Source organism: Burkholderia sp. MSMB1589WGS (genome assembly GCF_001636105.1).
Taxonomy (GTDB): Bacteria; Pseudomonadota; Gammaproteobacteria; order Burkholderiales; family Burkholderiaceae; genus Burkholderia; species Burkholderia humptydooensis.
On the sequence record NZ_LNJT01000008.1, the window covers coordinates 1,915,374 to 1,940,912 of the forward strand.

The window sequence follows — 25,539 nt, forward strand, 5'->3', positions numbered from 1 at the left end:
GTTCGTCAAAATCCACAAGGGAGGGGAAGCATGACCGTGTCGCAAACTTGCCTGCTGATCACCGCATTGATGCCGTTCGTCTGGACGATGTGCGCGAAGTCGGGCAGCCGGTACGACAACCGCGAGCCGCGCCGCTATCTCGCGCAGCTCGAAGGCTGGCGAGCGCGCGCGTTCGCCGCGCATCAGAATTCGTGGGAGGCGCTTGCGCTGTTCACCGCGGCGCTCGTCGTCGCGTGGCACAACGGCGCGAACGTGCAGCGCGTCGATCAGCTCGCGATCGTCTTCGCCGCATCGCGCGCGCTGTATGGCGTGCTCTATCTGCTGAACTGGGCGACGCTGCGCTCGCTCATGTGGACGGTCGGCCTCGTTTGCGTGGTCTGGCTGTTCTTCGCCGCGCCGTGAGCACGCGCCCCGTGCCCGACGCCGCGTCGGCGTGCCTTGGTTGCAACCCGTTCATGCGGTTGCGCGCACTTCCAGATGCCGGGTCGGCGCTTCACCGAGAACGCGACGGAACGCGGACGTGAACGCGCTAGGGCTTGCGTAGCCGAGATCCAGCGCGACGCGGGGCACGGCCTGTCCTTCGCTCAGGCGCTCGATGGCCGCGAGCAGGCAGACCTGCTCGCGCCACTCGGCGAAACTCACGCCGGTCTGCATGCGGAAAAGGCGGGTCATGGTTCGCCAGCTCATGCCGGCTTCGGCCGCCATCGCGTCGAGCCCGATCGCAATCGACGGCGCATCGAACAAGCACCGGCACGCGCGAGCGAGACGAGGATCGCTCGGCAGTGGCGCGTGAAGCGACAGACGCCGCATCAACGCCATTTCCGCGACGAGCAGGTCCATCAGTTTGCCGTCGCGTCCGCCGATGTCGTACATCGCCGGCACGTCGACGGCCTCGTCGAGCAACTGCTTCAGGAGCGACGAAAGCGACGAAACGCCGTACACGCAGCAGCGATCGGGCATGCGCGCCGCATCGGCTGCGTTCGGCGACACGAACGCATTGAGCATCGTGACGGACCCCCTCATCGTCATTTCCGCGCCGCTTTTCCGCGGAACCGGTGAAGAATCAAAAAAAATGCCCTCGCCACGATGCTCTTCACATCGCGACGAGGGCCAACGGTAGACGATTGAAAGGTTTTGGGGCGGATCAGGCGGCGATCATCTCGGCGCTCGCCGAGGCTTCGGCATCCGCCGCCTGCGCCGCATCCGCTTCGCTTCGAATCAGATAGTCGAACGCGCCGAGCGATGCCTTCGCGCCTTCGCCGACCGCGATCACGATCTGCTTGTACGGCACGGTCGTCACGTCGCCGGCGGCGAACACGCCGGGCACCGACGTCGCGCCGCGCGCGTCGACGACGATCTCGCCGTGCTTCGACAGCTCGACCGTTCCCTTCAGCCATTCGGCGTTCGGCACGAGGCCGATCTGCACGAACACGCCTTCGAGCGCGATGCGCTTCGCTTCGCCGGTGCGCATGTCCTCGTAGACGAGCCCGTTCAGCCGCGCGCCGTCGCCCGTGAGTTCGGTCGTGCGGGCACGCGTGAGCACCGTCACGTTCGCGAGGCTGTGCAGCTTGCGCTGCAGCACGTCGTCCGCGCGCAGTTGCGCGCCGTATTCGATCAGCGTCACTTCGCTCACGATGCCGGCGAGATCGATCGCGGCCTCGACGCCCGAGTTGCCGCCGCCGACCACCGCGACGCGCTTGCCCTTGAAAAGCGGGCCGTCGCAATGCGGGCAGTACGCGACGCCGCGGTTGCGATACTCGCGCTCGCCGGGCACGCCGATTTCGCGCCAGCGCGCGCCGGTGGCGAGCACGACGGCTTTCGCCTTCAGCACCGCGCCGCTCGCGAGGCGGATTTCGTGGATGCGGCCCGGCACGAGCCGGTCGGCGCGCTGCACGTCGATCACGTCGACTTCGTATTGCTTCACGTGCTGCTCGAGCGCGGTCGCGAACTTTGGCCCTTCGGTTTCCTTGACCGACACGAAGTTCTCGATCGCCATCGTGTCGAGCACTTGCCCGCCGAAGCGCTCGGCGACGACGCCGGTCGAGATGCCCTTGCGCGCCGCGTAGATCGCGGCCGCCGCGCCGGCGGGGCCGCCGCCGACGATCAGCATGTCGAACACGGGCTTTTCCGCGAGCGCCTGCGCCGCGCGCCGGCTCGCGCCGCGGTCGAGCTTCGCGAGGATTTCCTTCACGCTGCTGCGGCCCTGGCCGAACGTCTCGCCGTTCAGGAAGATCGTCGGCACGGCCATGATCCGGCGCGCCTCGACTTCGTCCTGGAACAGCGCGCCGTCGATCATCACGTGGCGGATGCGCGGGTTGACGAGCGCCATCACGTTGAGCGCCTGCACGACTTCCGGGCAGTTCTGGCAGGTGAGCGAGATGTACGTCTCGAACGCGTAATCGCCGTCGAGCGCGCGGATCTGCTCGATCGTCGCGTCGTCGAGCTTGATTGGATGGCCGCCCGTCTGCAGCAGCGCGAGCACGAGCGACGTGAACTCATGGCCCATCGGCATCCCGGCGAAGCGGATGCCCGCGGCCTTGCCCGGCTCGCCGACCGAGAACGACGGCGTGCGCTCCGCCCCGTCGCGGCGCTCGACGATCGAGACTTGCGGCGAAAGCGACGCGATCTCGTCGAGCAGCGCACGCAGCTCGCGCGACTGGCCGCCGTCGTCGAGCGATGCGACGAGCTCGACGGGACGCGTGATCCGTTCGAGGTACGATTTCAACTGAGTCTTGAGATTGGCGTCCAGCATGACGATTCGGATTCCGTAGCGAAAGAGGGGCTTGCTCGCCGTATGCGGGCGAGGCGGCGATGGGGCGGGCGGTGCCGGGAGCGCGCCGCGAAAAACGCGGCGGCGCATGGCGCGCACGGCGGCGATGCCGCCGTGCGGCTTCAGATCTTGCCGATCAGATCGAGCGACGGCGTGAGCGTGTCGGCGCCCGGCGTCCACTTCGCGGGGCAGACTTCGCCCGGATGCGCGGCGATGTATTGCGCGGCCTGGACTTTGCGCAGCAGCTCGCCCGCGTCGCGGCCGATGCCGTTGTCGTGGATCTCGCACAGCTTGATCTCGCCTTCCGGGTTGATCACGAACGTGCCGCGCAGCGCGAGGCCTTCCTCTTCGATCAGCACGTCGAAGTTGCGCGAGATCGCGAGCGTCGGATCGCCGATCATCGGATACTGGATCTTCGAGATCGTGTCCGACGTATCGTGCCATGCCTTGTGCGTGAAGTGCGTGTCGGTCGACACCGCGTAGATTTCGACGCCGAGCTTTTGGAATTCGGCGTAGCGGTCGGCCAGATCGCCGAGCTCGGTCGGGCACACGAACGTGAAGTCGGCGGGGTAGAACACGACGACGGACCACTTGCCCTTCAGGGTCTCGTCGCTGACCTGCACGAAGTCGCCGTTGTGGTATGCGGTGGCCTTGAACGGTTTGATCTGGCTGTTGATGATCGGCATTTGCGTTTCCTCTTGAATTGGTGTGTGATCAGGAAGCGCCAGTATGGCGATGGGGGCCGGTTCTGTGAAATTGCATGTTTCAATGGACGGAATCGGTATTGCCTATCTCGCCGCCCAGCCGGGCCGCGGGCGAAAAGAAGTTCATCGTGGAATTCCGGGGAAGGCGGCGAATCGATATCGAACCAGATGCCCCATCTGATCGTGGGCGTCTTGAGTGGACTGCCGGGATTCGCAGTCTCCTTGCGCGTGGGCATCGGCTTTTACCTGAGCGCTGTGCTGGAATTGCCGGCAGGTGTATTCGCTGACGTGTTCGGACACCGACGCACGCTGGTGTATGGTTATGCGACTTGCTCGATCGCCAGCCTGTTTTTGTTCTTGTCGTGCCATTACAGCCATTACAGCAAGGTGCCATCATCATTGACACTATTGATCGCGAGTAGCATCTTGAGTGCGCTCGGTGGGGCGCTCGTCTCGGGATGCTTGCAGGCGTTCATACAGGATTTCGTCGATCTGCACGTGTCGAAATCCGGCCTTCTAGGCGATGAAGCAAACGAGTTGCGCGCAAAGGCGCTTGCGCGTTCACAGGCCTACGGCAATTTCTTTTCGGCCTTTCTTCCCGTTTTGGTATTGGCATCGGTGTTCGGGAACTACTACTTCACGCGCCAGAGCGAATGGTCGTTGCTGATCCCCGTAGTGGTTTATGGTGGGCTTTCCATGCTTTTCTTCTTCGCGAAGAGCGAGGAAAGGACGCCACCCCAGGCGAATGCCTTTCATAGGCATTGCCGCGAACACGGACGGAGACTCGTGCAGTTCGCCGCCGAGCTTCGACATCGGGAGAGCACGTCGAGGATCCGGTTCCTGCTTATGCTCTTCCGCATGGTCCTGTCGATCCTGACCGTCATCCACGTGCATACCTATCTGATGGTATCGCAACTGCGTCAGATCGGCTTGCAAGACGCGTCATGGCGTGCCGTGCTGTTGGGCTTTCTGATTCTCGCCGCATTCGATCTTGCGCACTATCCGAAAGGTTGGATCGCGCCCGCTGTATCCAAGCGGCTTAACGCCAATAAGCTGATCTATTTTTCGCTGACGGCGCAGAGCGTATTGGCGCTGCTGGCATTTGTGTGCTTTCGCTCCGGCCATCCGATTGCTGCAGTGATCGGATTTGCGCTTTTCTTTAATGCGCTTTATTCTCCGGGCAACATGACGTTGCAATCGAAGTTCCTCGTGGAGGTGCCTGAGCACCTTCGCGCCACGGTCTTCAGCATCGTCCAGATCGTCGTTCTGGTCGCGTACGGATCCTATTCCGCGATGTTGACCGCTGACGGTACGGGTGTGGACAGTCCGGATCGGATTTTCACGCAGTTGATGGTGCTAACCATGCTCGTGCTGGCCTTGACTATCGTATGCGACGCCATTTCGGCCAAGCGGGAGAGCAGCATTGGCCTGGACGACGCGCAGGCCTGATTTTCAGTGTTCGATCGAGAGAATCCATATAGATGTTAGCCCAGAATTTCCCCACCGCCGGTTTGCGGACCGCTCGCCTGGCTTTGCAGATGTTGGCCACCGACGACGCCTCCGAACTGCTTCGATACCATGTCGAGAACCGGCAGCATTTGCAACCTTGGGAGCCATTGCGCGCCGACGAGTTCTACACAATCGAAGCGATCGATCGAAGAATCGCGAGTATGGTGCAGCAGATGTGCGCCGAAAATGCGCTCCATTTACTGATCCGGAATCCGGAGAGCGAAGCCGTGATCGGGGAATGCAATTTCACCAATATCGTGCGCGGCCCATTTCAGGCTTGCCATCTGGGGTTTTCCATTGCAGCGAGCGCACAAGGGCGAGGGCTGATGTACGAAGCCTTGGAGCGAGCGATCGAGTTCGTATTCGAAACGTACGCCCTGCATCGAGTGATGGCGAATTACCGACCGGAAAATGTCCGCAGCGGCCAACTGCTGAAGCGTCTTGGCTTCGAGGTCGAGGGCACGGCTCGCGCCTATTTGAAGATCAACGGAGCCTGGGCCGATCACGTGCTAACTTCCCGCATCAACGACAAGGTGTAGCTTGATCATGTGGACCGTCACGGCAATGAAGTCGGGCGTTCGAACCGTGCCTGGTGCCGTGCAGCCCAACAGGCTGCTATCTAGCTATGAACTCCTTCAGCACAGGTTCAACGAATATCTGCGCCATCGTGTCATTTGGCTGGGGTATCGCAAGCTGCTCATCGAAATGATGGATATGCCGTCATTGCCGTTCTTTAACGACTGAACCGGAGCGATGCATGCCGACACGACCGCCTACCTCGAGCGCTTTGGTCTGCCGGCGTCGAGCGCACTCTGGCATCGCGCATTCCATACCGCAAACGGTGTGTTCGATCCGCGCTATGTGAGCGGACCACTGCCCTTCAGTCATATCGAACCTGCACTCTCGCAACGCAGCCGTATAGGAAAGTATTTCGACAAGAACTTCTACGGTCGCCTGCAAATTACGAATGAACCGCTCGTGCTGGCGCGCGTCGTCGGAGGCAGGTTGGCTGGTGCAGAGTTGACGCTGATCGATGTGCCGCGGTTGTGTGCGTTGGTGAAGCCCTGGCCGGAACTGGTAGTCAAACCGACTCTGGACAGCGGAGGCGGCGACGGCATTCGCTTTGTCGAACCGGGGAATATCGTTGCGACGCTCGCGCAACTGAAGCGTAGTGGAGTGGGCGATCTCATCGTCCAGGCACCAATTCGCCAATGCGCCGAACTCGCCGAACTCAACGCGGATTATGGTCAATGGCACAGGCTCCATAAGTCCTATGTTTTTCAAGGGCTTGTGCAAATTTTTCCTCTATTGAGCGCTGCTGCGCTCCACCGAAATCCACTGGAATTTGGGGGCAATCCTAGAGCTAGCCTCAGGCAACAGCCGGTCGGACTTCGGCGCGGTAGTGGACGCGGGCCGTCAGTTCTAAGGGAAGCCGCGCCGTCGAGGTGGCTTGGCCAGAGCGGGTTTTCGCGCCGTGAGCGACGCGCCCGCGCAGGGCGTGTCGCTTCGAGTCTTCTTGGCCGGAGCGCTGGAGCCTTTGGGCGAGATGCCACGACCACCGCACCTCCCGGCGTGATGGCGCGCCGACGGCCAGATCAGGCTTCGTCGAGCACCCACTTTATGAGACCGTGTCGTCCCTTGAAGCCAAGTTTTGCCGCCGCGCGTTTGATGTAAGTCTCGACAGTGCTGCTTTTCACCCCGAGTTCAGTTGCCATTTCGCGAAACGTGTTGCCGGTCAGCAAGCCAACACACACTTCGATCTCGCGATCGGACAGCATAATGGCCGCATCCTTGAGCCTATGCTCGAACCCCTGACGCACGGATTCGACGCCGGTCGAGCACACCGTATGGCCCGGAATTTTCGCTGGACGGTCCGACATCGCACATCGTCGATGCGACGAGTGCATCTCGACGAGCGGCATGAGCGTTTCGGCGTAGCTTTTCAGAAGCGACATTTCCTGAATGGTAAAGTCGCGCGCTTGCGGGGAGCGGCACAACGAAATCACATAGCGGCGGTTCGTCTTGCATGACACCAGGTGGCACTGGAATCCTCGGTCGTGATAGGGCGAGGATGTCAACCCGAACTCGTCTTGGTTCGGTTGGAGCACGTTCATGTGGATCAACTGCGTATCGCGCGCAGCCAGTACTTTCTTCGACAGCGGATGCTCAACCGACTTTTTTTCCAGATCGACATTCAGAATGTCGGCCCATAGGTCTTGATGTTGTGACGTGAATGCCCCCAACAGATGCACGTCGACAACTTCCCTTTTCATGTCATTGATGGACCATGCAGTAATCTTGGTGGCTTCTACGTTCATAGATGCGACAAACAACGAATGTAGATCAGTGGCAAAGCGCTCGGCGCCAATGCTGGATATGACTTTTCCCAGCTTGCAAAAGATGTCGACCAATCCCGTTTCCTCCATCTGCCAGTTTGTTCACGATAGCGCGCTTCGCTACTCGTTTTTCCTCAGTTCCTCTGGCCGCGATGGTGCGTCCGCCGGTCGATGACCGCTGCACGCGTACCGCTCCGACCGAAACCACCCGCCGCGAGTTCGTCGTTCTCGTCGTGGCGCAATATGACGAGGCATCGATAACGCGCAGCGCCCTGACTGCGCCAGGCCAATGGACCCAAGCGCTGTTTCGATACGCCGCGCGACAGCATATGGCGCCGATCCTGCGCAATTGAGCATCGATGCCGCGACAACCAATCCGTTGCCGAAACGAGGTTCGGCACACAATCTGCGCACGATGCAAAGACGAAAGTGAGCGCGGCCGCGACAGCGGCAATGCGCGAGCTGTTCCCGGACGCATCAGCAGGCTATGCCGTCGCAGCGCGTCTGCGACCACGGAAATGACGAGCGTCGCTCGCTGTCATTCATGCCTATCCGCAATACTCCAGAAAACGCTTTGTGTGCTTCCGGCGTTGTTCGGCCCGTGGCCGGGCATACGCAAGCGGCATGTCGTTCAATGTGTCGATCGAGGTGAACCCGGGCAAATGCTCGGCCGTGGCCCGCATACTACGGCTCCGGTTAGACAGCGAATATTGAATGCACAAGGGGAAGGCATCCGAAATGCGATATTTTTCTCGGTCGTGCTCATTTTTCATAAATCACGCTGTTCCATCTCGCGTTTCCGCAAAATTTAGCTCACAAGGGTGCAGCATTTGTATGCGACTAACGGGTCGTATTTTCGCCATTGATCAGCCGGACGCGTATGTTGAATATTTGCAGGCGACATTCGAGAGGAGTACCGGAAAGTACTCGGTCTCTACGCCGAATTTCATAACGCCAGGCTGCCTATTCCTCTCCTCTCGAAAGGGGGGGTAACATCCACATTCCTTCGTATCGGGAATCAATGAATTGAATTTCTCGAGATATCAGGCGTGCCGCGGGCTATCGATTGGACGATATAAAAATGACAGAAATTTCATGACATTTTTGTCATTTTTATAAAAAGCATGGAAAGTATACATTTTCACATCTAGTCATATCGGGTTGTGAAATTTGTATCTCATTGTTCAGGGGATGTAAAGCAAATTTGCATGTATTTTTTGTGATTTAATAAATATTGAGAATGCGATAAATTTCCATCATGTACGTAGTCGCTTAATAAACCATGTGACGGACCGTAAATGCCGCTTCATGAGGGAACATCTGTAACGATCCGGTGACTTCCTGATCACGTCTTAATGGACGGAGGGGCGATGAGCGCGAAGATGGCGAAGACATCGGTCGATGGGCGGCGATGCGTAAAGGCGCACTGGTATTGAACATCATTCAGGGCAATGGGCAGTCGCCGAGGTCGGGCCTACGATCGGTCGTCCGCTGTAATTGAGAACTGAGCCGCGAATGCCGGGCGCGGCTTGGAGAATGCCCGGCGCACGAACCGGCAGGGCATGAAGGAGCCGTGCGAGTGCCGGATCAAGGGGGTGGGAACGTATGGCGAAGCGATGGTTGTACGGCGTTGCGCGAAAAAGTTCCATTCCCTGTTGGGCGAGGGCGACAAGTGATCGAGGCGCTGATTGCGGCGCCGCCGTCGTTCGGCCACCGGATGTCGGCGCATCTTCCAGGGTTTAATGAGAACGCGGTGCGGCGGATTTTCCGGTTGGAGGGCCGGCAGGTTCGTCAACGGCCGCTTGGCTTTCGACTTTTCGCTCAAGCCGTCGGTCGCGGCCGCGTCGATCGAACGCTGTTCGGCGCGATATGGGGCGTGTCGGGGCCGGATGTGATGATTGGGCGCGGATCGACTGCCATATCCGGGAACGGCTCGACCGAAGCGTTCCGTCGCAGAACAAGCGCGCTCGCCCTTGTCGGCCATCGGCGGAAGCGGTTGCGTCGCGATCGCGGGCAGCGGTCGACTGTGCGCCGGTGGCGGCACCCTCGGGGTGCGCGTGAACGGGGCTGCGTTCTCCGCCGGGCGCGGGAACGACTCCGGGAATGTTTGCGACGCGACGGGCGGCCGGTTTTGACCGAGCGCCATGTCGGCACGGCCGATGGGAATGTACGGCGAATCCGAAGCCCGGCGCTGCGGCGTGATCGCAGACCCGCTGCGCGACCGGCGGGTGGGCCAACCTGCCGCATTTCCGTAACCGCTTACGAACGCGCGCCCGGAGCGGGATGTGTACTGGCCATCTCTCGTCGGCAGTGGCAAGCGAGCCTCGATCGGCATGGTGACGATCGTTGTCAGGGCGCCGCGCTCGCGGCAGCGTCCTGACGGATCATCGAACAGATGGTCGTGCGGCGGCTGTGTCCGCAAGGCGCTGCGTTTCGATTCGACGCGAGCGCCGACGATTTGCCGCTTGTTCCGGACCGAAGCTGAATGGTATGTGCGGGCATCCGCCTTGTCTGTCATGAAAATTCCGGACATTCAATGAAGAAGGTGATGATAGTCTTTTCCGTTTCATGGAATTTATGTTAATTGGCGCGAAATTATGAAATCCGAGAAATGTCCCGGTAATTGGGTGCAGACGGAGTGGGCGATCCTGCTTAATCTTGGGGGTGAGAAGCCTGAATAAGACATTGATGGCATTCGACGGAATTCGGCGAATCGATGTCCGGCGTGATCCGGTCCGCGGGTATGGATCGCTGCTCGATCGAACCGGCGTCGAGTCTGCCGGCGAGGCGCGAAAGCCATCCATGCGCGGGCCGGACGAGGATGATGAATCGCGATTCATCGCCAAGTCGAACGCATTGATGGAATTCGCGGATTTTAATTGCCGTGTTTATAGGGATTTTGTTTGTTTATTTGATTGCGTCGATTTATTTTAGATGTCGAGGCGGGATGATTCAGTGATTTTAAAGAATGGAATTGTGTCAATTTTATTTCGTTATTCATGATTCGCGCTCCCCGATTTTCGATTTATCGCCCAGCCGGCGTCGCTGCGTAAGGGTGTGCCGATGACCGATCGGCTGTCACGTGTCCATTTCGCCGTTACGCTGTTTCGCCGTTCCAATTTTTTCCTCTTCCTGGACGGCGGGCGCGTCGCCTGCCGTGCCGACGCCGCTTGCCCCGCCCGTTCGTCGACGATTGTCAATCTCACGTGAAAGACTCCGCCATGGAAAATGCCGCTCCGGTCCCTTTCGACGTGCTGTTCGAGCCGGCGGATGTCGAGACCTTCGCTCGCCTCAGCCGCGACCGCAATCCGCTGCACGTCGATCCGGACTATGGACGGCGGTCGTCGTTCGGCACCTGCATCGTGCACGGCGCGATCGGGGCGCTGGCCGCGCTCGAGCGGATCGCGCCGGCCGGGCCGGTACGCGTGACGCGCCTGTCGGCCAGCTTCCGCGGCCCGATGCTCGTCGGACGGCGCTACGGCTGCCGGATCGATTCGCACGACGAAGACAGCCACACCGTCACCTTGTGCGACGGCGCGGTGGCGCTCATGCAGATCGCCGTGTCGTGGGCGCCGGCCGACGCGCTCGCCGACGCCGTTGACGCTGTTGACACTGTTGAGGCTGTTGAGGCTGTTGACGCCGCCGAAGTCGACGACCACGACGACGATGCGTTGGCGGCCGGCATCGAGCGAATCGGCGAGTACCGGCCGACGGGGCTCGGCGCGCGCTATCCGCGTGCACTGCGCGCGTTCGGTGCGGCGGTGCTCGATACGATCGCGCTGTGTAGCTTCCTGACCGGCATGAAGCTGCCCGGCCGGCGAGCGCTGTTTTCGGCGCTGCGCCTGACGTTCGGGCGTCGCGCCGCCGCCGGCGCGCTGGCCTATCGGCATGCCGTGGCGTCGTTCAATCGCGACTTCGGGCTGCTCGACACGCGCCTGGAGGTGCGCGATGCGCATGCGGCGCTCGCGCATGGCGAACTGCGTTCGTTCGTCCGCAAGTCGCTCATCGACCGTCCTGTCGCCCACTATCTCGCGGCGCGCTCCGACGTGGGCGCGACGCGTCTAGCGGGCAAGGTCGCCTTCGTGACGGGCGGCTCGCGAGGACTCGGCGCGGCGTTGGTGCGCAGCCTCGCCGCGCTCGGCTGCCGCGTCTATCTGAACTACCTCGGCAGCACCGCGCAGGCGAGCGCCGTCGTCGGCGATCTCGAGGCACACGGCCTTGCGGTTACGCTGGTGCGGGGCGACGCCGGCGATCGCGCCTGGCTCGACACGGTGGCCGCCGAGCTGCGCGCGCGGCACGCTCGCCTGGACGTGCTCGTCTGCAACGCCTGCGAACCGCCGCTGCGGATGGAGGACGAAGCGTCGTCCGCGGCGCGCCGCGACGACTATCTTGCGCGCAACCTGAGGCTCGTCGAGGCGCCGCTCGAGGCGTTCGCCGATCTGCTCGCGGCGAGCGAGGGCATCGGCGTCGCGATTTCGTCGGAGATGGTCGATACCGCGCCGGCCGGTTATGCGCACTACGTCGAACTGAAACGGCGGACCGAGGCGTGCATGCGGCGGCTCGCCGATGCGCAGCCGTCGATCCGGATGCTGATCGCGCGGCCGTCGAACCTGTTGACCGAGATGAGCAACACGCCGACGCGGATTCTCAACGCGCAGGCGCCGGATGAGGTTGCGATGCGCATCGTCAATACGTTGACGGCGGGCGGCGAGCGTCACCGCCTGCTCGCGCGCTTCACCGATGACGCGGCGCCGCGCGCGACGGCGACGCTAATGGTGAGCGCCAGCTTCACGCTCGATGCCATGCTCGGCGAATTCGATGCCTGGCTCGCCTGCCTGCCGGGCGAGCATGCGGTGCGGCAGACCGGATACAACCGAATGATGCAGGACCTGCTCAGTCCGGATAGCGCGCTCAATACCGCGGAGGGCGCGGTCAATCTGCTGTACCTGCGCGTCTCGGACTGGCTGCACGAACGCGAGGCGTGCTGGCATGACGACGGGCTGCGGCTGTCGGACGAGACGGATTTCGTGCGGCGGGTCGCAGACGATTTCGTCGCCGCGCTGCGCGGTTTCGCGCAACGCAGCCGCGCCTGGCAATTGCTGATCGTCTGCCCCGATCCGCGCCTCGACCCGGCCGATGCGCAGGGCGCCGCACTGCTCGACGCGGTGCATGCGCGGCTGCGCGCGCTGCCCGGCGAACTGCCGAACCTCGCCACCGTGTTCGCGTGCGACTACCACGCGATGCACCGGATCGACGCGACGCGCATCGACGATGCGTCGCGCAACCGCATCGCGCACATTCCCTATGTGCAGGGCTATTTCGGCTTCCTTGCGGCGCTCGCCGTTCGTATGCTGAACGCCAAGCGGCAGCCGCCCGCGAAGGTGGTGGTGCTCGATTGCGACAACACGCTGTGGCGCGGCGTGTGCGGCGAGGAGGCCGACGTTCGCCAGCTTGTGATCGACGACGAACTGCGCGCGTTCCAGCAGTCGATGAAGGCGCTGCTCGCGCGCGGCTTCATCCTGTGTCTGTGCAGCAAGAACCGGGAGGAGGACGTCTGGGACGTGTTCGACCGGCATCCCGGCATGGTGCTGACGCGCGAGGACATCGCCGCCGCGAAGATCAACTGGCTGCCGAAGTCCGAGAACCTGCGCGCGCTCGCCGAGGAGCTCGATCTCGGCATGAGCAGCTTCGTGTTCTTCGACGACAACCCGCTCGAATGCGCGGAGGTCCGCGCCGGCGCGCCCGAGGTGCTGACGGTATGCACGACGCAAGGCGGGCTCCGTCCGTCGGAATGGGCGGATCGGCTCTGGGTGTTCGACCAGTTGGCGCACACCCGCGAGGACGGCGCGCGCACGCGGATGTATCGCGAACAGTCCGAGCGCGAACGGTTCCGCAAGTCGGCCGAATCGTTCCGCGCCTTCATCGAAGGGTTGAACCTCGATGTCGCGATCGAGCCGGTCACGGCGGCGCGCGTCGATCGCGCGTCGCAGATGACGCTGCGAACGAACCAGTTCAACAACACAACGATCCGGCGCGACCGGGCCGAGATCGTCGCGATGATGCACGACGACGCATGGCGACTGCTCACGATCGACGTCGTCGACCGGTTCGGCGACTATGGCACGACCGGGCTCGTCGCGTACCGGATCGAACCGTCCTGCCTCTACGTCGATGCGTTCCTGCTCAGTTGCCGCGTGCTCGGACGCACGGTCGAGGATCGCGTGATGCAGCGGCTCGTCGCGGTCGCGCAGCAGCACGGCGTCGCGCAGATACATGTCGCGTTCGCGCCGACTCGCAGAAACACGCCGTTCCGGCAGTTCCTCGACAAGCTCGCGCCGTCCGCGATCTTGGTCGACTCCGCGGCGCTCGGCGAGACGAGCCGTTACGTGTTCGAGCGCGAGGCGTTGCGCGAGACGCTCGATCGGCAGGCTTATCTCGAACACTCGCCGCGGCCCGGCGCCGACGACGCGCCCGCGGCGCCGCCTTTCGTCGTGAGTGCGGACACTCGCGCGCAGGGCGCCGACTACGTGGGCATCGCGCAGCGATTGCACGCTGCGTTCGACGCGCTTGGCCCGTCGGGCGACTCGACGTCCGACGCCGCGCCGGGCGTTGCGCGCGCGTCCGAAACGGGTGTCGCGGCGCGGCGCAGCGCAGGCTCGACGCGCATCGCGAGCGGGGCGGAGCGTGAGGCGGCGTTGTTGCGTGAAGTCAAGCTGCGTTACGCGCGCGTGCTGGCAATCGACCCCGACACGCTGTCCGAATCCGAGGAGCTCGAACGATACGGTCTCGAATCGATCGACATCGTGAACCTGACCGTCGAACTCGAGCGGCTCGTGCCGGGACTCGCGCCGACTTTCCTGTTCGAGCATCGCACGCTGCGCGACGTGGTGCGCGCGCTGATCGCCGAGTACGGCGCGGCGGCGTCCGGGCTCGCGCCGGCGCCGGCCGCGACGCCGCCGCGCCAGGCGGTGCATCCGGAGCGGCACGATGCACATGACGCGCCAGACGCGCATGAGGCGGACGAAACCCGCGACGAGATCGCGATCATCGGACTGCACGGTGTCTATCCGGGCGCGAGCGACATGCACGCGTTCTGGCAATTGCTGCAGGCGGGCGAGAGCCGTATTGCGCCGATGCCCGACGCGCGGCGGCAGTTGATCGATCGGGCGCTGCCCGGAGTCGCGGCGACGTTGCACGGCCACGTGGACCGCGCCGGCTATCTCGACGGCATCGAGCGTTTCGAGGCGGATCTGTTCGGCATCACGCCGAAGGAAGCCGAGCTGATGGACCCGCAGCAGCGCCTGTTCCTGCAGGTCGTCTGGGGGCTGCTGGAGGATGCCGGTTATACGCGGCACACGCTTGACCGCGCAACCGGCGTGTTCGTCGGCGTGCTGTCGAACGACTACGCGATGTATGCGAATCTGCATGCGCTGCGGCAACCGGAACAGTATCGCCATACCGACTACTATCAGATCGCGAACCGCGTCTCGTACCACTTCGATCTCAGCGGGCCGAGCATGTCGATCGATGCGGCCTGCGCGTCGTCCGGCACGGCGTTTCACCTGGCTTGCCGGGCGATCCGCCACGGCGACTGCGAGGCCGCGATCGTCGGCGGCGTCAACCTCATTCTGCATCCGAGCCGCCTGATCCAGTACACGCAGACCGGCATGCTTTCCGGCCGCGGCAGTTGCACGCCGTTCGGGCGCGACGCGGACGGCACGTTGCTCGGCGAGGGCGTCGGCGCGGTGCTGCTCAAGCCGCTGTCGCGCGCGCTCGCCGACGGCGACAACATCCATGCCGTCGTGAAGGCCTCATCGGTCAACAGCGGCGGCAAGACCAACGGCTTCACCGTGCCGAATCCGAATGCGCAGGCGAGCCTGATCGCGGGCGCGCTGCGCGCTGCGCGCGTGCCGGCGGCGCGGATCGCCTATGTCGAAGCGCACGGCACCGGCACGGCGCTTGGCGATCCGATCGAGGTCAGCGCGCTCGGCCGGGCGTTTCGTGAGCTCGGCGCAACGGGTGAGCGGCGCATCGGCTCCGTGAAGGCGAACGTCGGCCACGGCGAGTCGAACGCGTTCCTCGCGAGCCTGAGCAAGGTGCTGCTGCAATTCCGTCACCGCCGCTGGGTGCCGACGCCGACCTCCGCGGAGGACAACGCGGCGATCGATTTCGCCGCGGCCGGCTTCGCGGTGCAGCGCACGCTGGCCGACTGGTCCGAGACGGGGGACGAGGGGCCTGTTGCCGCCTGCATCAGCAATTTCGGCGCGGGCGGATCGAACGCGCATGTGGTGCTCCAGGCGTGGCCCGCGAGCGTCGCGCAGGGCTGCGCGGGCCGCCATCTCGTGCCGCTGTCCACGCATCGGCCGGAGTTGCTGCCGCGCCTCGCGGGCCGCTTGCGCGAGCGCTTGTTGCGCGACGCCGCGGCCGAGATCGATCTCGGCGCGCTCGCGTACACGCTGCAGGTCGGCCGTCAGCATCTCGATCATCGCGTCGTGTTCCTCGTTGACGACCGCGACACGCTGCTCGATGCGCTCGAACGGTTCCAGGGCGGCGCCGCCGCCGATGCGCGTTGGCTGTGCGGCAGCACGGCCTCGCGCAACGCGCTCGGCGACTTCCTCGACGGGCAGGCGGACATGCGCGAATTGCTGCGCAAGTGGGCGCGCGAGCACGAACACCATCGGATCGCGCAGCTGTGGCTGCACGGTTTCAGCATTCCCTGGGAGGCGCTCCACACGGCGCGCAAGCCGGCGCGGATCAGCCTGCCGACCTACCCGTTCGACGGGCGTCCGCACTGGCTCGAACCCAGCGAGGCCATGCCCGGCCTCGCCGCAGCGCCGGCCGCCATGCCCGCCGGCGACGCCGTGCTGTTCGCTCCGGTCTGGGTCCGTGCGGACCTGCCCGCCGCGCGCGAGCCGGCGCCGAGCGTCATCGCGCGCCACGTCCTGTTCTGCGGGCTCGACGCCGCTGCGCGCGAGGCGTTGCGCGCAGCGAGCCGGGCGAGCGACGCGTCGATGCATTTCCTCGCGTTGTCCGCAGGGACACGGGAGGATGCTTATGCCGATTGCGCGGCCGCGCTGTCGACCTGGCTGCGCGAACTGCTCCGCAGCGGCCTGCGCGAGCCGCTTCGCGTGCAGGTCACGGCGGCCGGAGCGCGGGACGAGGTCTGGACGGGCCTCGCGGCCTTGCTGAAATCGGCGATGCAGGAAAATCCCATGTTGTCGGCGCAATTGATCGAATTCGACGATGCGCCGGATGCGGCGGCATGGTTCGCGATACTGAACGACGAGATGCGCGAAGGCTGCGACGTGTCGGTCCGCTACCGCCCCGAGCGGCACGTGCGGGCCTGGCATCCGCTGGCGCCGCCGGCACGGCCGGCCGCGTCCACGGGCGGCGCGGGCGTCTACCTGATCACCGGCGGCTCGGGCGCGCTCGCGCTGCAATGCGCCGAATGGCTCGGCGCGCGCGATCGCGGCGCGACGATCGTCCTGCTGGCGCGTCGCGACGAGGCCGCGCTTGCCGGCTCGCCGCGCGGGCATCGTCTCGCCGCGCTGCGCGAAGCCGGGTTGCGGATCGTCTATCGCAGCGTCGACGTCTGCGACGGGCCGGCGCTGGAGGACTGCGTCGCGACGATCGTCGCCTCGCACGGGCCGCTCCGAGGTGTACTGCATTGCGCGGGAATGGTTCGCGACACCTATCTGATCCACAAGTCCGAAGACGATTTCCGGGCCGTGCTGGCGCCGAAGGTGGCCGGCACGCTGAACCTCGACCGCGCGACGCGCGGCCAGCCGCTCGCGTTCTTCGCGCTGTTCTCGTCGATCTCGGGCGTGCTCGGCAATGCCGGCCAAGCCGACTACGCGGCGGCCAACGCGTTCATGGACGCGTTCGCGCACCGTCGCGCCGCGCGCGTGCGTGCCGGCGAGCGGGCGGGGCACAGCGTTTCGATCAACTGGCCGTTCTGGCGCGACGGCGGGATGGCGCTCGACGCCGAACTCGCGGCGCTGCTGCGCGAGCATCACGGCCTCGACGCGATCGCGAGCGAGGCCGGGATGCGCGCGCTCGATCGGGCGCTCGCCGGCGCCGCGCAACAGGTGTTCGTCGGGACGGGCGCCGGCGAGGCGGTGGCGCGCACGCTGGCGGCGTCGGCACGCCGCCAGCCGGACGCGGTCGCCGGCGCGCCGGCGACCGCAACCGCCGGTGCCGCGCCCAGCCCGGCGGCGCTGTACCCGTATCTCAAACGCGTGCTGGCGGACACGACGAAGCTCGACCCCGCGACGATCGACGAACATCGCCCGCTCGCGGACCTCGGCCTCGATTCGATCCTGCTCGCGAAGCTGAACAAGGCGTTGGCCGCCAACTTTCACCAACTGCCGAGGACGTTGTTCTACGAATACCCGACGCTCGAGGCGCTCGCCGCGTACCTGGCCGAGCAGATCCGCCTCCAGGGAATTCCGGCCGACCGCTTCGTGCCCGTGTGCGGCGAGGCGCAACCGGCCGCGCCAGCGCGCGCCGCGCATGACGCGGCGCCGGCGCCGAAGCCGGCGTCCGCGGCCGTCCACGCCCCGGGGGACGCGGCGCGCGACATGCCGATCGCGATCATCGGCATCGGCGGGCGCTATCCCAATGCGCCGTCTTTCGACGCGCTCTGGCGGAGCCTGAAGAATGCGTCGAGCGAGATCGGCGAACTGCCGGTCCGCCGCTGGCACGGCCCGCACGCCGATGCCGGGCGCGATCTCCATCCGGCGCTGCGCGGCCGCAAGGGCGCGTTCCTCGACGACTTCGCCCAGTTCGATCCGGCGTTCTTCCAGATCGCGCCCGTCGATGTCCACGCGATCGATCCGCAGGAGCGGATGGTGCTGATGTCGTGCTGGGCCGCGCTCGAAAGCAGCGGCTATACGCGCGAGCGGATCGCGGCGCGGCATGGCCGCAACGTCGCCGTCTGCGTCGGCGCGACCAAGAGCGGCTTCAATCATTTCTCGTCGGGCGCGGCGGCGCACGCGGATGTCGGCGTCGGCGCGCGCGAGGCCGTCACCTCGACCTCGTTCGCGAACATGGCGAACCGCGTTTCGTACTTCCTCGACCTGCGCGGGCCGAGCATCGCATTCGACACCATGTGCACGTCGTCGCTGACGGCGATCCATCACGCCTGCCAATACCTGCGGCAAGGCGAAGCCGAACTCGCGATCGCGGCCGGCGTGAACCTGCACCTGCATCCGAACGACTATCTCGCGCTGGAGCGCCTCGGCATGTTGAGCAACGAGGCGGACGTGAACTGCTTTTCGCTTGGCGGCAACGGCTTCATTCCCGGCGAGGCGGTGGGCGCGGTCGTGCTGAAGCGGCTCGACGCGGCGCTCGCCGACGGCGACCGGATCGACGCGGTCATCACCGCGACGGGCCTCAGCCACAGCGGGCACACGCATGGCTATACCGCGCCGAGCCTCGCGCAGCAGGAAGCGTTGATTCGCCGTGTCATCGCGCGCGCCGGCCGGCGTGTCGACGACGTCGCCTACGTCGAATCGGCCGCGAACGGCTCCAGCATGGGCGACGCGATCGAATGGGGCGCGCTGAAGAACGTGTTCCGCACGCGCGCGCAGCCGTGCGCGATCGGCTCGGTCAAGCCGAACCTCGGCCATCCGGAGGCGGCAGCCGGCATGGCGCAACTGAGCAAGGTCGTCGCGCAGTTGCGGCATCGCGCGCTCGCGCCGACCCTGGTCGACCCGGCGCGGCTCGACCATGCGTTGCTGGCCGACAGCGGGCTGCGGCTCGTTACGGCGTATGAGCCGTGGCCGGAGCAGGGCGATGCGTCGGCCTGCCTGATCACGGCCGCCGGCGCCGGCGGCACCTACGCCGCGATGGTGGTCGAGCGGGCGCCGGCGATCGGCGCACCGCCGGCCGCACGTGCCGCCGTCGTCGCGATCGCGCTGTCCGCGCGGTCCGGGGATGCGCTGCGGCGCATGGCCGCCGAGCTGCACGACCACCTCGCCGCCTATCCCGAACTGCGCATTGAGGACGTGGCCCGGACGCTGCACATGGGCCGCGAGGCGATGACGGTGCGCGCCGGCTGCCTCGTCGAGAGCCGCCGCGAACTGATGGGCTGGCTGCGCGAGTTCGCCTCGGGCGAGCCGCCGGCCCCGGCCCGCACCGCTGCGCCGCAAGCGCCGGCAAGCGCGGCGGCGCCGTTGCGCGCCCGGCTCGACGAGGCTCTGCAGGCCTGGCTGGCCGCGCGCGATGTCGACTGGCCGGCTGCCTACGGCGATACGTGGGCGGCGATGCGCGTCGCGCCGCTCGCGCTGCCCGCCTATCCGTTCGATACGCGCGAGTTCTGGCGCGAGACGCCGTGCGCGCGCCGCGCCGGCGAGCGCACGGCCGCCGGCATCGAGGCCGCCTCGACCCCGGCGGACACGGCCGCGCCGCCGCCCGTCGCACTGTCCGCGCCCGGCTGCGCGGCGCCGGACGAGACGGTGGCCGAGGTGAAGGACGCGATCCGCGCGCTGCTGCATGTCGAACCGACCGAGGCGATCGACGACGCGACGTTCTTCGAGCTCGGCATCGACTCGATCCGGATGGTGTCGTTCGTGAACGAGATCGCCGCTCGCTTGGCGCTTCCGCTCGAAGAAACGGTGCTGTTCGATTGCCCGACCGTCGCGCAATTTTGCGTACACGTCGCGCGTCTGCGCGCGGCGTCGAATAGGCCCGACGGTCGCGCAGCCGCATCCGCCGCGCCGCCCGGAACCGGCGTTGCCGCGCCCGCCACGCCTCGCGCGCTTGCCGCCGCGCCAGCCGCGCGCGCGGATCGCGCGAGCATTGCGGCGGCTTCGCACGATGACGACGGCGCGGTCCTGCTGCAGTTGAAGGCCGCCGTCAGGGCGATCCTGGACTATCCCGATTCGGAACGGTTCGACGACGGCGCGACCTTCTTCGAGCTCGGCGTCGATTCGATCCGGATGGTCGGCTTCGTCGCGGCGCTTTCCGCGCGGCTCGGCCTCGAACTCGAGGAAACGGTGCTGTTCGATCATCCGACGCTCGCCGCGCTGGCCGGCCACGTCGCGGCGCAGCGGCGCTCGCGCGTCGGGGTGCCGGGCATGGCGGCGGCCGTCACGGTCGAGATGCCCGCCGATGCGGTCGCCGCCCCGGCGGCCGGGCGGCAGCCGCCGCCGCTCGATCACGCCGCGCTGCTGGACAACCTGCGCCGCCACGGCCGCACCTACGAGGAAATGGTGCCGCTCCAGACCGAAGGCGATGGCCCGCTGCTGTTCTGCCTGCATCCGGCATCGGGCGACGTCGCGATGTTCGGCAAGCTCGCCGCGGCCGTCGGCACGCGCTGCCGCATGGTCGGCATCAAGGCGCGCGGCTTCCTGACCAGGCAGCCGGCCTGCGCCGACGCGTATGAGATGGCGCGCCACCACGCCGAGATCATCCAGGCGGTCGATCCGGCCGGGCCGTATCACGTGATGGGCGCTTCGATGGGCGGCGTGGTCGCCTACGAGGTCGCGCGCGTGCTGCAGAACGCGGGCCGGCGGGTGAGCTCGGTATTCATGCTGGAAACGCCGCTCATCACGTGTGAACGCGATTCGGACATCTTCGCGCTCGACGAACTGCAGAATTGGCTGACGAACGCGAACTTCCTGATGATCGCGATGCTGCACCTCGATCCCGCGTTCCGTCAGCGCAAGCAGGACGGGCTCGTCAAATGGGACGACCTCACGATCACGGCGCCCGAGCTGGGCCTCGACGAGGACGGCGCCCGCGACGACGAGCGGCTCGAGTCGCGGCTGGTCGAGCTGATCGTCGAGCGCGGCGTGCGTCAGGCGCCGCAGATCCTGAGCACGCGTCTGCGCTCGATGTCGGACACGCATCGCAACAACCTGCGCTGCATGCGCGAATACCGCTGGCAGCCGCTCGCGCGGCCGGACGAAGTCGAGATTCTGATGTTCCGCACGGCGTCCGCGCGGGCGACCTCCGATCAGGTCTACAACCCGAACTACCTCCACAGGCTCCAGCGCGTGCACGGCTCGATGATCCCGCTGCTCGACGCGTGGGTCGAGAGGATGCCGCAAGTGCGAACCGTGGTGGTCGGCGGCGAGGATCACTTCGATCTCTGCAACCGGACCCTCGGCGACGAGGAGGTGATCGGGCCGGTGCTCGCATCGATGCGGCGGCCGCCGGCTGCGCAGCCGGCCGCCGCCGTGGCGGCGGGCGGCGCGGCGACGGCCGGCCCGGGCGACTCGAATGCGGCGAATGTGCCGAACGCATCGATCGAACAGAACGCATCGAACGCATCGAACGCGCCGGCCGGCGCCGCATCCGACGCGTTGCGCGTGGCCGTGATCGGCATCTCGGCGCGCTTTCCCGGCGCCGGCGACGTCGATGCGTTCTGGCGAGTGCTGGCCGAGGGAAAGAGCCTGATCGGCGCGGTGCCGGCCGGGCGCTTTCCCCCCCGCGATGGCGCGCCGGATCACGGCTGCCTGTTCGAGCGCATCGACGAGTTCGACCACGCGTTCTTCCATCTGAGTCCGAACGAGGCGCAGATGATGGAACCGGCCGAACGGATGTTCCTGGAGGAAGCGTGGCGCGCCGTCGAGGACGCGGGCCTCGTGCCCGACCGGCTCGCGGGCGCGAACTGGGGCGTGTTTGCCGGCAGCGGCGGCGACTATGATCTGCACGTGCAGTCGGTGCTCGGCGTCGCGCCGCAGGTTTCGGCTTCGACCTTGCCGGGCCGGGTCGCTTATCACCTGAATCTGCACGGGCCGGTGATGGCAATCGACGCCGGCTGCGCGTCGTCGCTGCTGGCGGTGGGACAAGCCTGCGACAGCCTGCGGCTCGGCCAGTGCGAGATCGCGATCGCGGGCGGCGCGATGGTGTATTCGACGCGCAACCTGATCGAAACAGGCCACTACTACCGCTTGCTCAGCGAAACGGAACGCGGCGCCGCGCTCGGTGCCGCCGCAACCGGCATGCTGCCGGGCGAGGCGGTCGGCGCGTTGGTGCTCAAGCCGCTGCAGGACGCCGTGCGCGACGGCGACCGCGTCTACGCCGTGCTCGATGCATGGGGCAGCGCCCATAACGGCCGCACCCAGGGCATCGCGGCGCCGAGCGCCGCCTCGCAGGCGGCGCTCTTGACGTCCGTCTACCGGCGCTTCGGCATCGATCCCGCTTCGCTCGATTTCTTCGAGGCCAATGCGAGCGGCTCGCCGCTCGGCGACAAGGTCGAACTGCAGGGCCTTCGCACCGTGTTCGGCGGGCGAGCCGTCGGGCGTCCGCTCGCGCTCGGCACCGTCGAGAACAACGTCGGCCACTCGTTCGCCGCCTCGGGCATCGCGCACCTGCTGAAGGTGATCCTGGCGCTGCATCGCGACACGCTGCCGCCGACGGCGAACGTCGATGCCGCGACAGCCGCCGCGGGCGCCGACGGCGGACCGTTCGAGATTCCGGCGCACGCGAGGCCCTGGCCGCGCCGCGCGGGCGCCGCGCGGCGCGCGGGCGTCAGCTCGTATAGCGCGACGGGGATCAACGTGCATCTGGTCGTGTCCGAGGCGCCGCCGGCCGCGGTTCCGACGCCGGCCGCAGGGCCGGCGTTGCTGGCGTTCTCGGCGCCGACGCCCGAGGCGCTGCGGCAGCGCGGCCGGGACCTGCTCGCCTACGTGCGAGCCACGGACGATAGGTCGTGGTCGCCCGCGCGGCTGTCGGCGAACCTGCTGTCGCGGCGCCATCACTTCCGTCATCGCTGTGCGCTGATCGCTCGCGATCGTGCCCACGCGGAGCAACTGCTGGCGCGCTTCGTCGCGAACGCGGGCGATTCCGAGGTGCTGACGAACCCGGCCGGCGCGGCATCGAACGACGACGACATCCGCGCGGCGCTGCGCGGCGAGGCGGCGGCGTTCGACGCGGGGCGCGCGCCGCTGCCGCTCGAACGCGCCGCGCACTGGTACATGCAGGACATCGCATTCGACGCGCGCCGCGGCTTCGCGCCGGCCGATCGCGCGCCTCTGTCGCTTCCCGGCTATCCGTTCGCGCGCACGCGCCACTGGCTGCGCGAGGCGCCGGCGAGCGGGCCGGATATGGCTGCGCAGCCGGCCGGCGAAGATACGCAGCGCTGGCTGCTGCGCCAGGTCGCGACGATCACCGGCGAGGCCGCGGACGCAGTGAGCGCTGAAGCGAACTGGAGCGAGATGGGTTTCGATTCGCTGATGAGCCTCCGCCTGCTGTCGGCGATTCGCGAGCGGACCGGCGTCGAGGTTCCGCTTGTCGAACTGCTGGACCGGCGCACCCCGGCGGTGCTGCACGCGCATCTCGAAGCGCTTGGCGCCTTCGCGGCCGCACAGGGCGATGGCGTGACGCGGGCCGACGCGCCGCCGCTGCCGGCGGTGCAGTATCCGTGGTTCGGCGAACGCCTGTCCGCGCTGCGGGCGGCGGAGGAGGTCGTCGCGGTCGCGCTGGCGCAGCAGGCGGCGGCGCCGGCGTCGCGGCAGGATCGCGACCGCGTGCTGGCCGAGCTGCTCGACGCCGGCATCGCGGTGTTCCGCGACACCGACCAGGCGGTGTTGCTGGCGGCGCGCTCGGTCGGCATCGACGCGCATCTGCGGCGGTTCGAGCCGGACGCGCTCGCCGCGGGCCTCGGCGCGCTTGCGCCTGGGCAGCTCTGGGCGCCGCTGTCGCAGGAACAGGCGCGCCACCTGCATCTGACCGAGCGAATGGGCAACACGGCCTGGAACGTGTTCCACGTGTTCCGCCTGTACGCGGCCGAGGTCGATGTCGAGCGCCTGCGGCATGCGCTGATCCTGCTCGCGCGGCAGCAGGACCTGCTGCGCACGCGTTACGTGGCGGTCGGCGACGGCCATGCGCAGTGCGTATCGGAGCTCGTCGGCGTCTCGCTCGATTCGATCTCGACGCGCAGCCGCGAGGATTTCCATCAGTTCATCCAGAGCAGCCGAAGCCATGCGCTGCTCGAGGAGCACGGCGGCCCGGCGATCCGGATATGGCTCACGGAGGCGGACGGCGCATTCCATCTCGGCCTGGTCGCGCATCATGCGCATGCCGATGCGTTCACGCCGGGCCTGCTGTTCTCGCAACTGATGGCGCTCTACGGCGCTTTGGGCGGCGAGGCGGCCGCACGCGACGACGACTGGCGGCAGCCCGATCAGTACTGGCTCTATGCGCTGCGCCAGCACGACGCGCGCGGCGCCGGCGCGGATGCGCACCGCGCCTGGTGGCGCGACGCGCTCGCGGGCGTCGACGTCGAGATGCGGCTGCCGTACCGCCGGGACGTGATGTCCTCCTCCTCCTCGCCGTCGCGCGAGCTCGCCGCGAACCAGATCGTGCCGGTGCCGCCGGCGCTCGGCGAGCGGATCGCGGAACTGGGGCGCGCGCATGGCATCTCGTATCCGCAACTGTTCGCGGCCGTGCTGGCCATCGTGCTACGCGAGTTCTTCGGCAACGATCGCCCGGTGCTGCAGGTGATCCACAACCAGCGCGACAGCGCGGCATTGGCCGCGTGCCTCGGCGATTTCTCGAACGTCGCCTTCGTGCCGTTCGAGCTCGATCCGGGCCGCAGCGTGATCGATACGTTGCACGCGGTGCGCCGAACCCTGCTGACCGCGCTTCAGCACGTGCGCATTCCGGCGGCCGATCTGCTGCGGATCGCCGGAGTGGACGGCGAGGCCGGTTGCGGCGCGATGGTCGGCGATGTCGTGTTCGACAGCGCCGACATCGATACGGCCAGGGTAAGCATCGCCGGCGAGCACGGCGTCTCGACCTACATGGATGCGGTGCTCGAACAGCGCCGCATCCATTTCCTCGATCAGCCGCTTGCGTCGCTGTTCTTCCAGTTCCTGCGGATCGATGGGCGTCTCTACATCTTCCACGCATACCGCCGCGCGCTGTTCGAGCACGAGACGATGCAGAAGCTGCCGCTGCGGATCGTTGAGCTGGCCGACGCGATGCTGCGCGCGCCGGACGCGCCGGTGGCCGGCCTCGTCGCGTCGTTCGCGCCGCGCTTCGACGAACTGGGGCGTGGCGTGCACGCGCCGGCGGCGCGCATGGCGCCGGCAAGCGAAGCGGGACGCGATACGGCGAGTGGTGCGCAGGGGGAGGCGTCGGGCCTGCTCGAACGCTTCCTGGGCGGCGACCTGTCGATCGCGCAGTTACGCAGCACGCTGCGCGCGTCCGGGGGCCGCGACGGCATGGGAGCTGTCGCCGAATGATGCGGGGCGAAACGCCAAGGTGG

At 66.5% G+C, this 25,539-nt stretch carries 13 protein-coding genes; 8 read left to right on the forward strand and 5 right to left on the reverse strand.

What is annotated here, in order from left to right:
- The first annotated feature begins 30 nt into the window (after positions 1 to 30).
- Positions 31 to 402, forward strand: coding sequence for an MAPEG family protein (locus tag WT16_RS26005; RefSeq protein WP_063534546.1), 372 nt, complete (start codon positions 31 to 33; stop codon positions 400 to 402).
- Between the two features lie 51 nt (positions 403 to 453).
- Here the strand turns inward: WT16_RS26005 and WT16_RS26010 are convergent, their stop codons facing one another.
- The 3 genes from WT16_RS26010 to ahpC form a co-directional block, all read right to left on the reverse strand.
- The gene (locus WT16_RS26010; protein WP_231892110.1) at positions 454 to 903 is read right to left on the reverse strand and encodes an AraC family transcriptional regulator; all 450 of its coding nucleotides are present in this window, start codon (positions 901 to 903) and stop codon (positions 454 to 456) included.
- A 241-nt stretch (positions 904 to 1,144) separates the two neighbouring features.
- Positions 1,145 to 2,752, reverse strand: a complete 1,608-nt coding sequence (gene ahpF / locus WT16_RS26015; RefSeq protein WP_006028552.1) for an alkyl hydroperoxide reductase subunit F — start codon at positions 2,750 to 2,752, stop codon at positions 1,145 to 1,147.
- 140 nt (positions 2,753 to 2,892) lie between these two features.
- Positions 2,893 to 3,456 carry an alkyl hydroperoxide reductase subunit C gene (gene ahpC, locus WT16_RS26020; RefSeq protein ID WP_006028553.1) on the reverse strand — a complete coding sequence of 188 codons (564 nt, stop codon included), beginning with the start codon at positions 3,454 to 3,456 and terminating at the stop codon, positions 2,893 to 2,895.
- 186 nt (positions 3,457 to 3,642) lie between these two features.
- On the opposite strand from ahpC, the gene WT16_RS26025 reads away from it, so the two are divergent.
- Genes WT16_RS26025 through WT16_RS34005 form a run of 4 tightly spaced genes read left to right on the forward strand, consistent with a single transcriptional unit; the run spans position 3,643 to position 6,657 of the window.
- Positions 3,643 to 4,923 carry an MFS transporter gene (locus WT16_RS26025; RefSeq protein WP_063534547.1) on the forward strand — a complete coding sequence of 427 codons (1,281 nt, stop codon included), beginning with the start codon at positions 3,643 to 3,645 and terminating at the stop codon, positions 4,921 to 4,923.
- 32 nt (positions 4,924 to 4,955) lie between these two features.
- Positions 4,956 to 5,522, forward strand: a complete 567-nt coding sequence (locus WT16_RS26030; RefSeq protein WP_063534548.1) for a GNAT family N-acetyltransferase — start codon at positions 4,956 to 4,958, stop codon at positions 5,520 to 5,522.
- Positions 5,523 to 5,529: 7 nt separating this feature from the next.
- On the forward strand, positions 5,530 to 5,727 hold the full coding sequence (locus WT16_RS26035; protein WP_156521499.1) for a hypothetical protein: 198 nt from the start codon (positions 5,530 to 5,532) through the stop codon (positions 5,725 to 5,727).
- Positions 5,728 to 5,736: 9 nt separating this feature from the next.
- Positions 5,737 to 6,657, forward strand: coding sequence for a hypothetical protein (locus WT16_RS34005; RefSeq protein ID WP_156521500.1), 921 nt, complete (start codon positions 5,737 to 5,739; stop codon positions 6,655 to 6,657).
- Here the strand turns inward: WT16_RS34005 and WT16_RS26040 are convergent.
- The gene (locus tag WT16_RS26040) at positions 6,579 to 7,394 is read right to left on the reverse strand and encodes a helix-turn-helix transcriptional regulator (protein ID WP_063534970.1); all 816 of its coding nucleotides are present in this window, start codon (positions 7,392 to 7,394) and stop codon (positions 6,579 to 6,581) included. The two genes, WT16_RS34005 and WT16_RS26040, sit on opposite strands and share 79 nt — an antisense overlap.
- A gap of 1,399 nt (positions 7,395 to 8,793) precedes the next feature.
- Complete coding sequence (locus WT16_RS34010; RefSeq protein WP_156521501.1) at positions 8,794 to 9,837, reverse strand: hypothetical protein; 1,044 nt, start codon at positions 9,835 to 9,837, stop codon at positions 8,794 to 8,796.
- A gap of 170 nt (positions 9,838 to 10,007) precedes the next feature.
- Here WT16_RS34010 and WT16_RS34015 point away from each other — a divergent pair, with 170 nt between their 5' ends.
- The 3 genes from WT16_RS34015 (at position 10,008) to WT16_RS26050 (ending at position 25,516) form a co-directional block, all read left to right on the forward strand.
- The gene (locus tag WT16_RS34015) at positions 10,008 to 10,253 is read left to right on the forward strand and encodes a hypothetical protein (RefSeq protein ID WP_156521502.1); all 246 of its coding nucleotides are present in this window, start codon (positions 10,008 to 10,010) and stop codon (positions 10,251 to 10,253) included.
- Between the two features lie 129 nt (positions 10,254 to 10,382).
- The gene (locus WT16_RS34020) at positions 10,383 to 10,529 is read left to right on the forward strand and encodes a hypothetical protein (protein ID WP_156521503.1); all 147 of its coding nucleotides are present in this window, start codon (positions 10,383 to 10,385) and stop codon (positions 10,527 to 10,529) included.
- A gap of 11 nt (positions 10,530 to 10,540) precedes the next feature.
- Positions 10,541 to 25,516: an SDR family NAD(P)-dependent oxidoreductase gene (locus tag WT16_RS26050; RefSeq protein ID WP_063534550.1), complete on the forward strand. Its 14,976-nt coding sequence runs from the start codon at positions 10,541 to 10,543 to the stop codon at positions 25,514 to 25,516.
- Positions 25,517 to 25,539: the final 23 nt, after the last annotated feature.

Coding starts and splice junctions, on each gene's coding strand:
- WT16_RS26050 (WP_063534550.1), top strand. CDS start 10,541: ATGGAAAATGCCGCTCCGGTCCCTTTCGACGTGCTGTTCGAGCCGGCG.
- WT16_RS26025 (WP_063534547.1), top strand. CDS start 3,643: ATGCCCCATCTGATCGTGGGCGTCTTGAGTGGACTGCCGGGATTCGCA.
- WT16_RS34020 (WP_156521503.1), top strand. CDS start 10,383: ATGACCGATCGGCTGTCACGTGTCCATTTCGCCGTTACGCTGTTTCGC.
- WT16_RS34015 (WP_156521502.1), top strand. CDS start 10,008: ATGGCATTCGACGGAATTCGGCGAATCGATGTCCGGCGTGATCCGGTC.
- WT16_RS26005 (WP_063534546.1), top strand. CDS start 31: ATGACCGTGTCGCAAACTTGCCTGCTGATCACCGCATTGATGCCGTTC.
- WT16_RS34005 (WP_156521500.1), top strand. CDS start 5,737: ATGCATGCCGACACGACCGCCTACCTCGAGCGCTTTGGTCTGCCGGCG.
- WT16_RS26030 (WP_063534548.1), top strand. CDS start 4,956: ATGTTAGCCCAGAATTTCCCCACCGCCGGTTTGCGGACCGCTCGCCTG.
- WT16_RS26035 (WP_156521499.1), top strand. CDS start 5,530: ATGTGGACCGTCACGGCAATGAAGTCGGGCGTTCGAACCGTGCCTGGT.
- WT16_RS34010 (WP_156521501.1), bottom strand. CDS start 9,837: ATGACAGACAAGGCGGATGCCCGCACATACCATTCAGCTTCGGTCCGG.
- ahpF (WP_006028552.1), bottom strand. CDS start 2,752: ATGCTGGACGCCAATCTCAAGACTCAGTTGAAATCGTACCTCGAACGG.
- ahpC (WP_006028553.1), bottom strand. CDS start 3,456: ATGCCGATCATCAACAGCCAGATCAAACCGTTCAAGGCCACCGCATAC.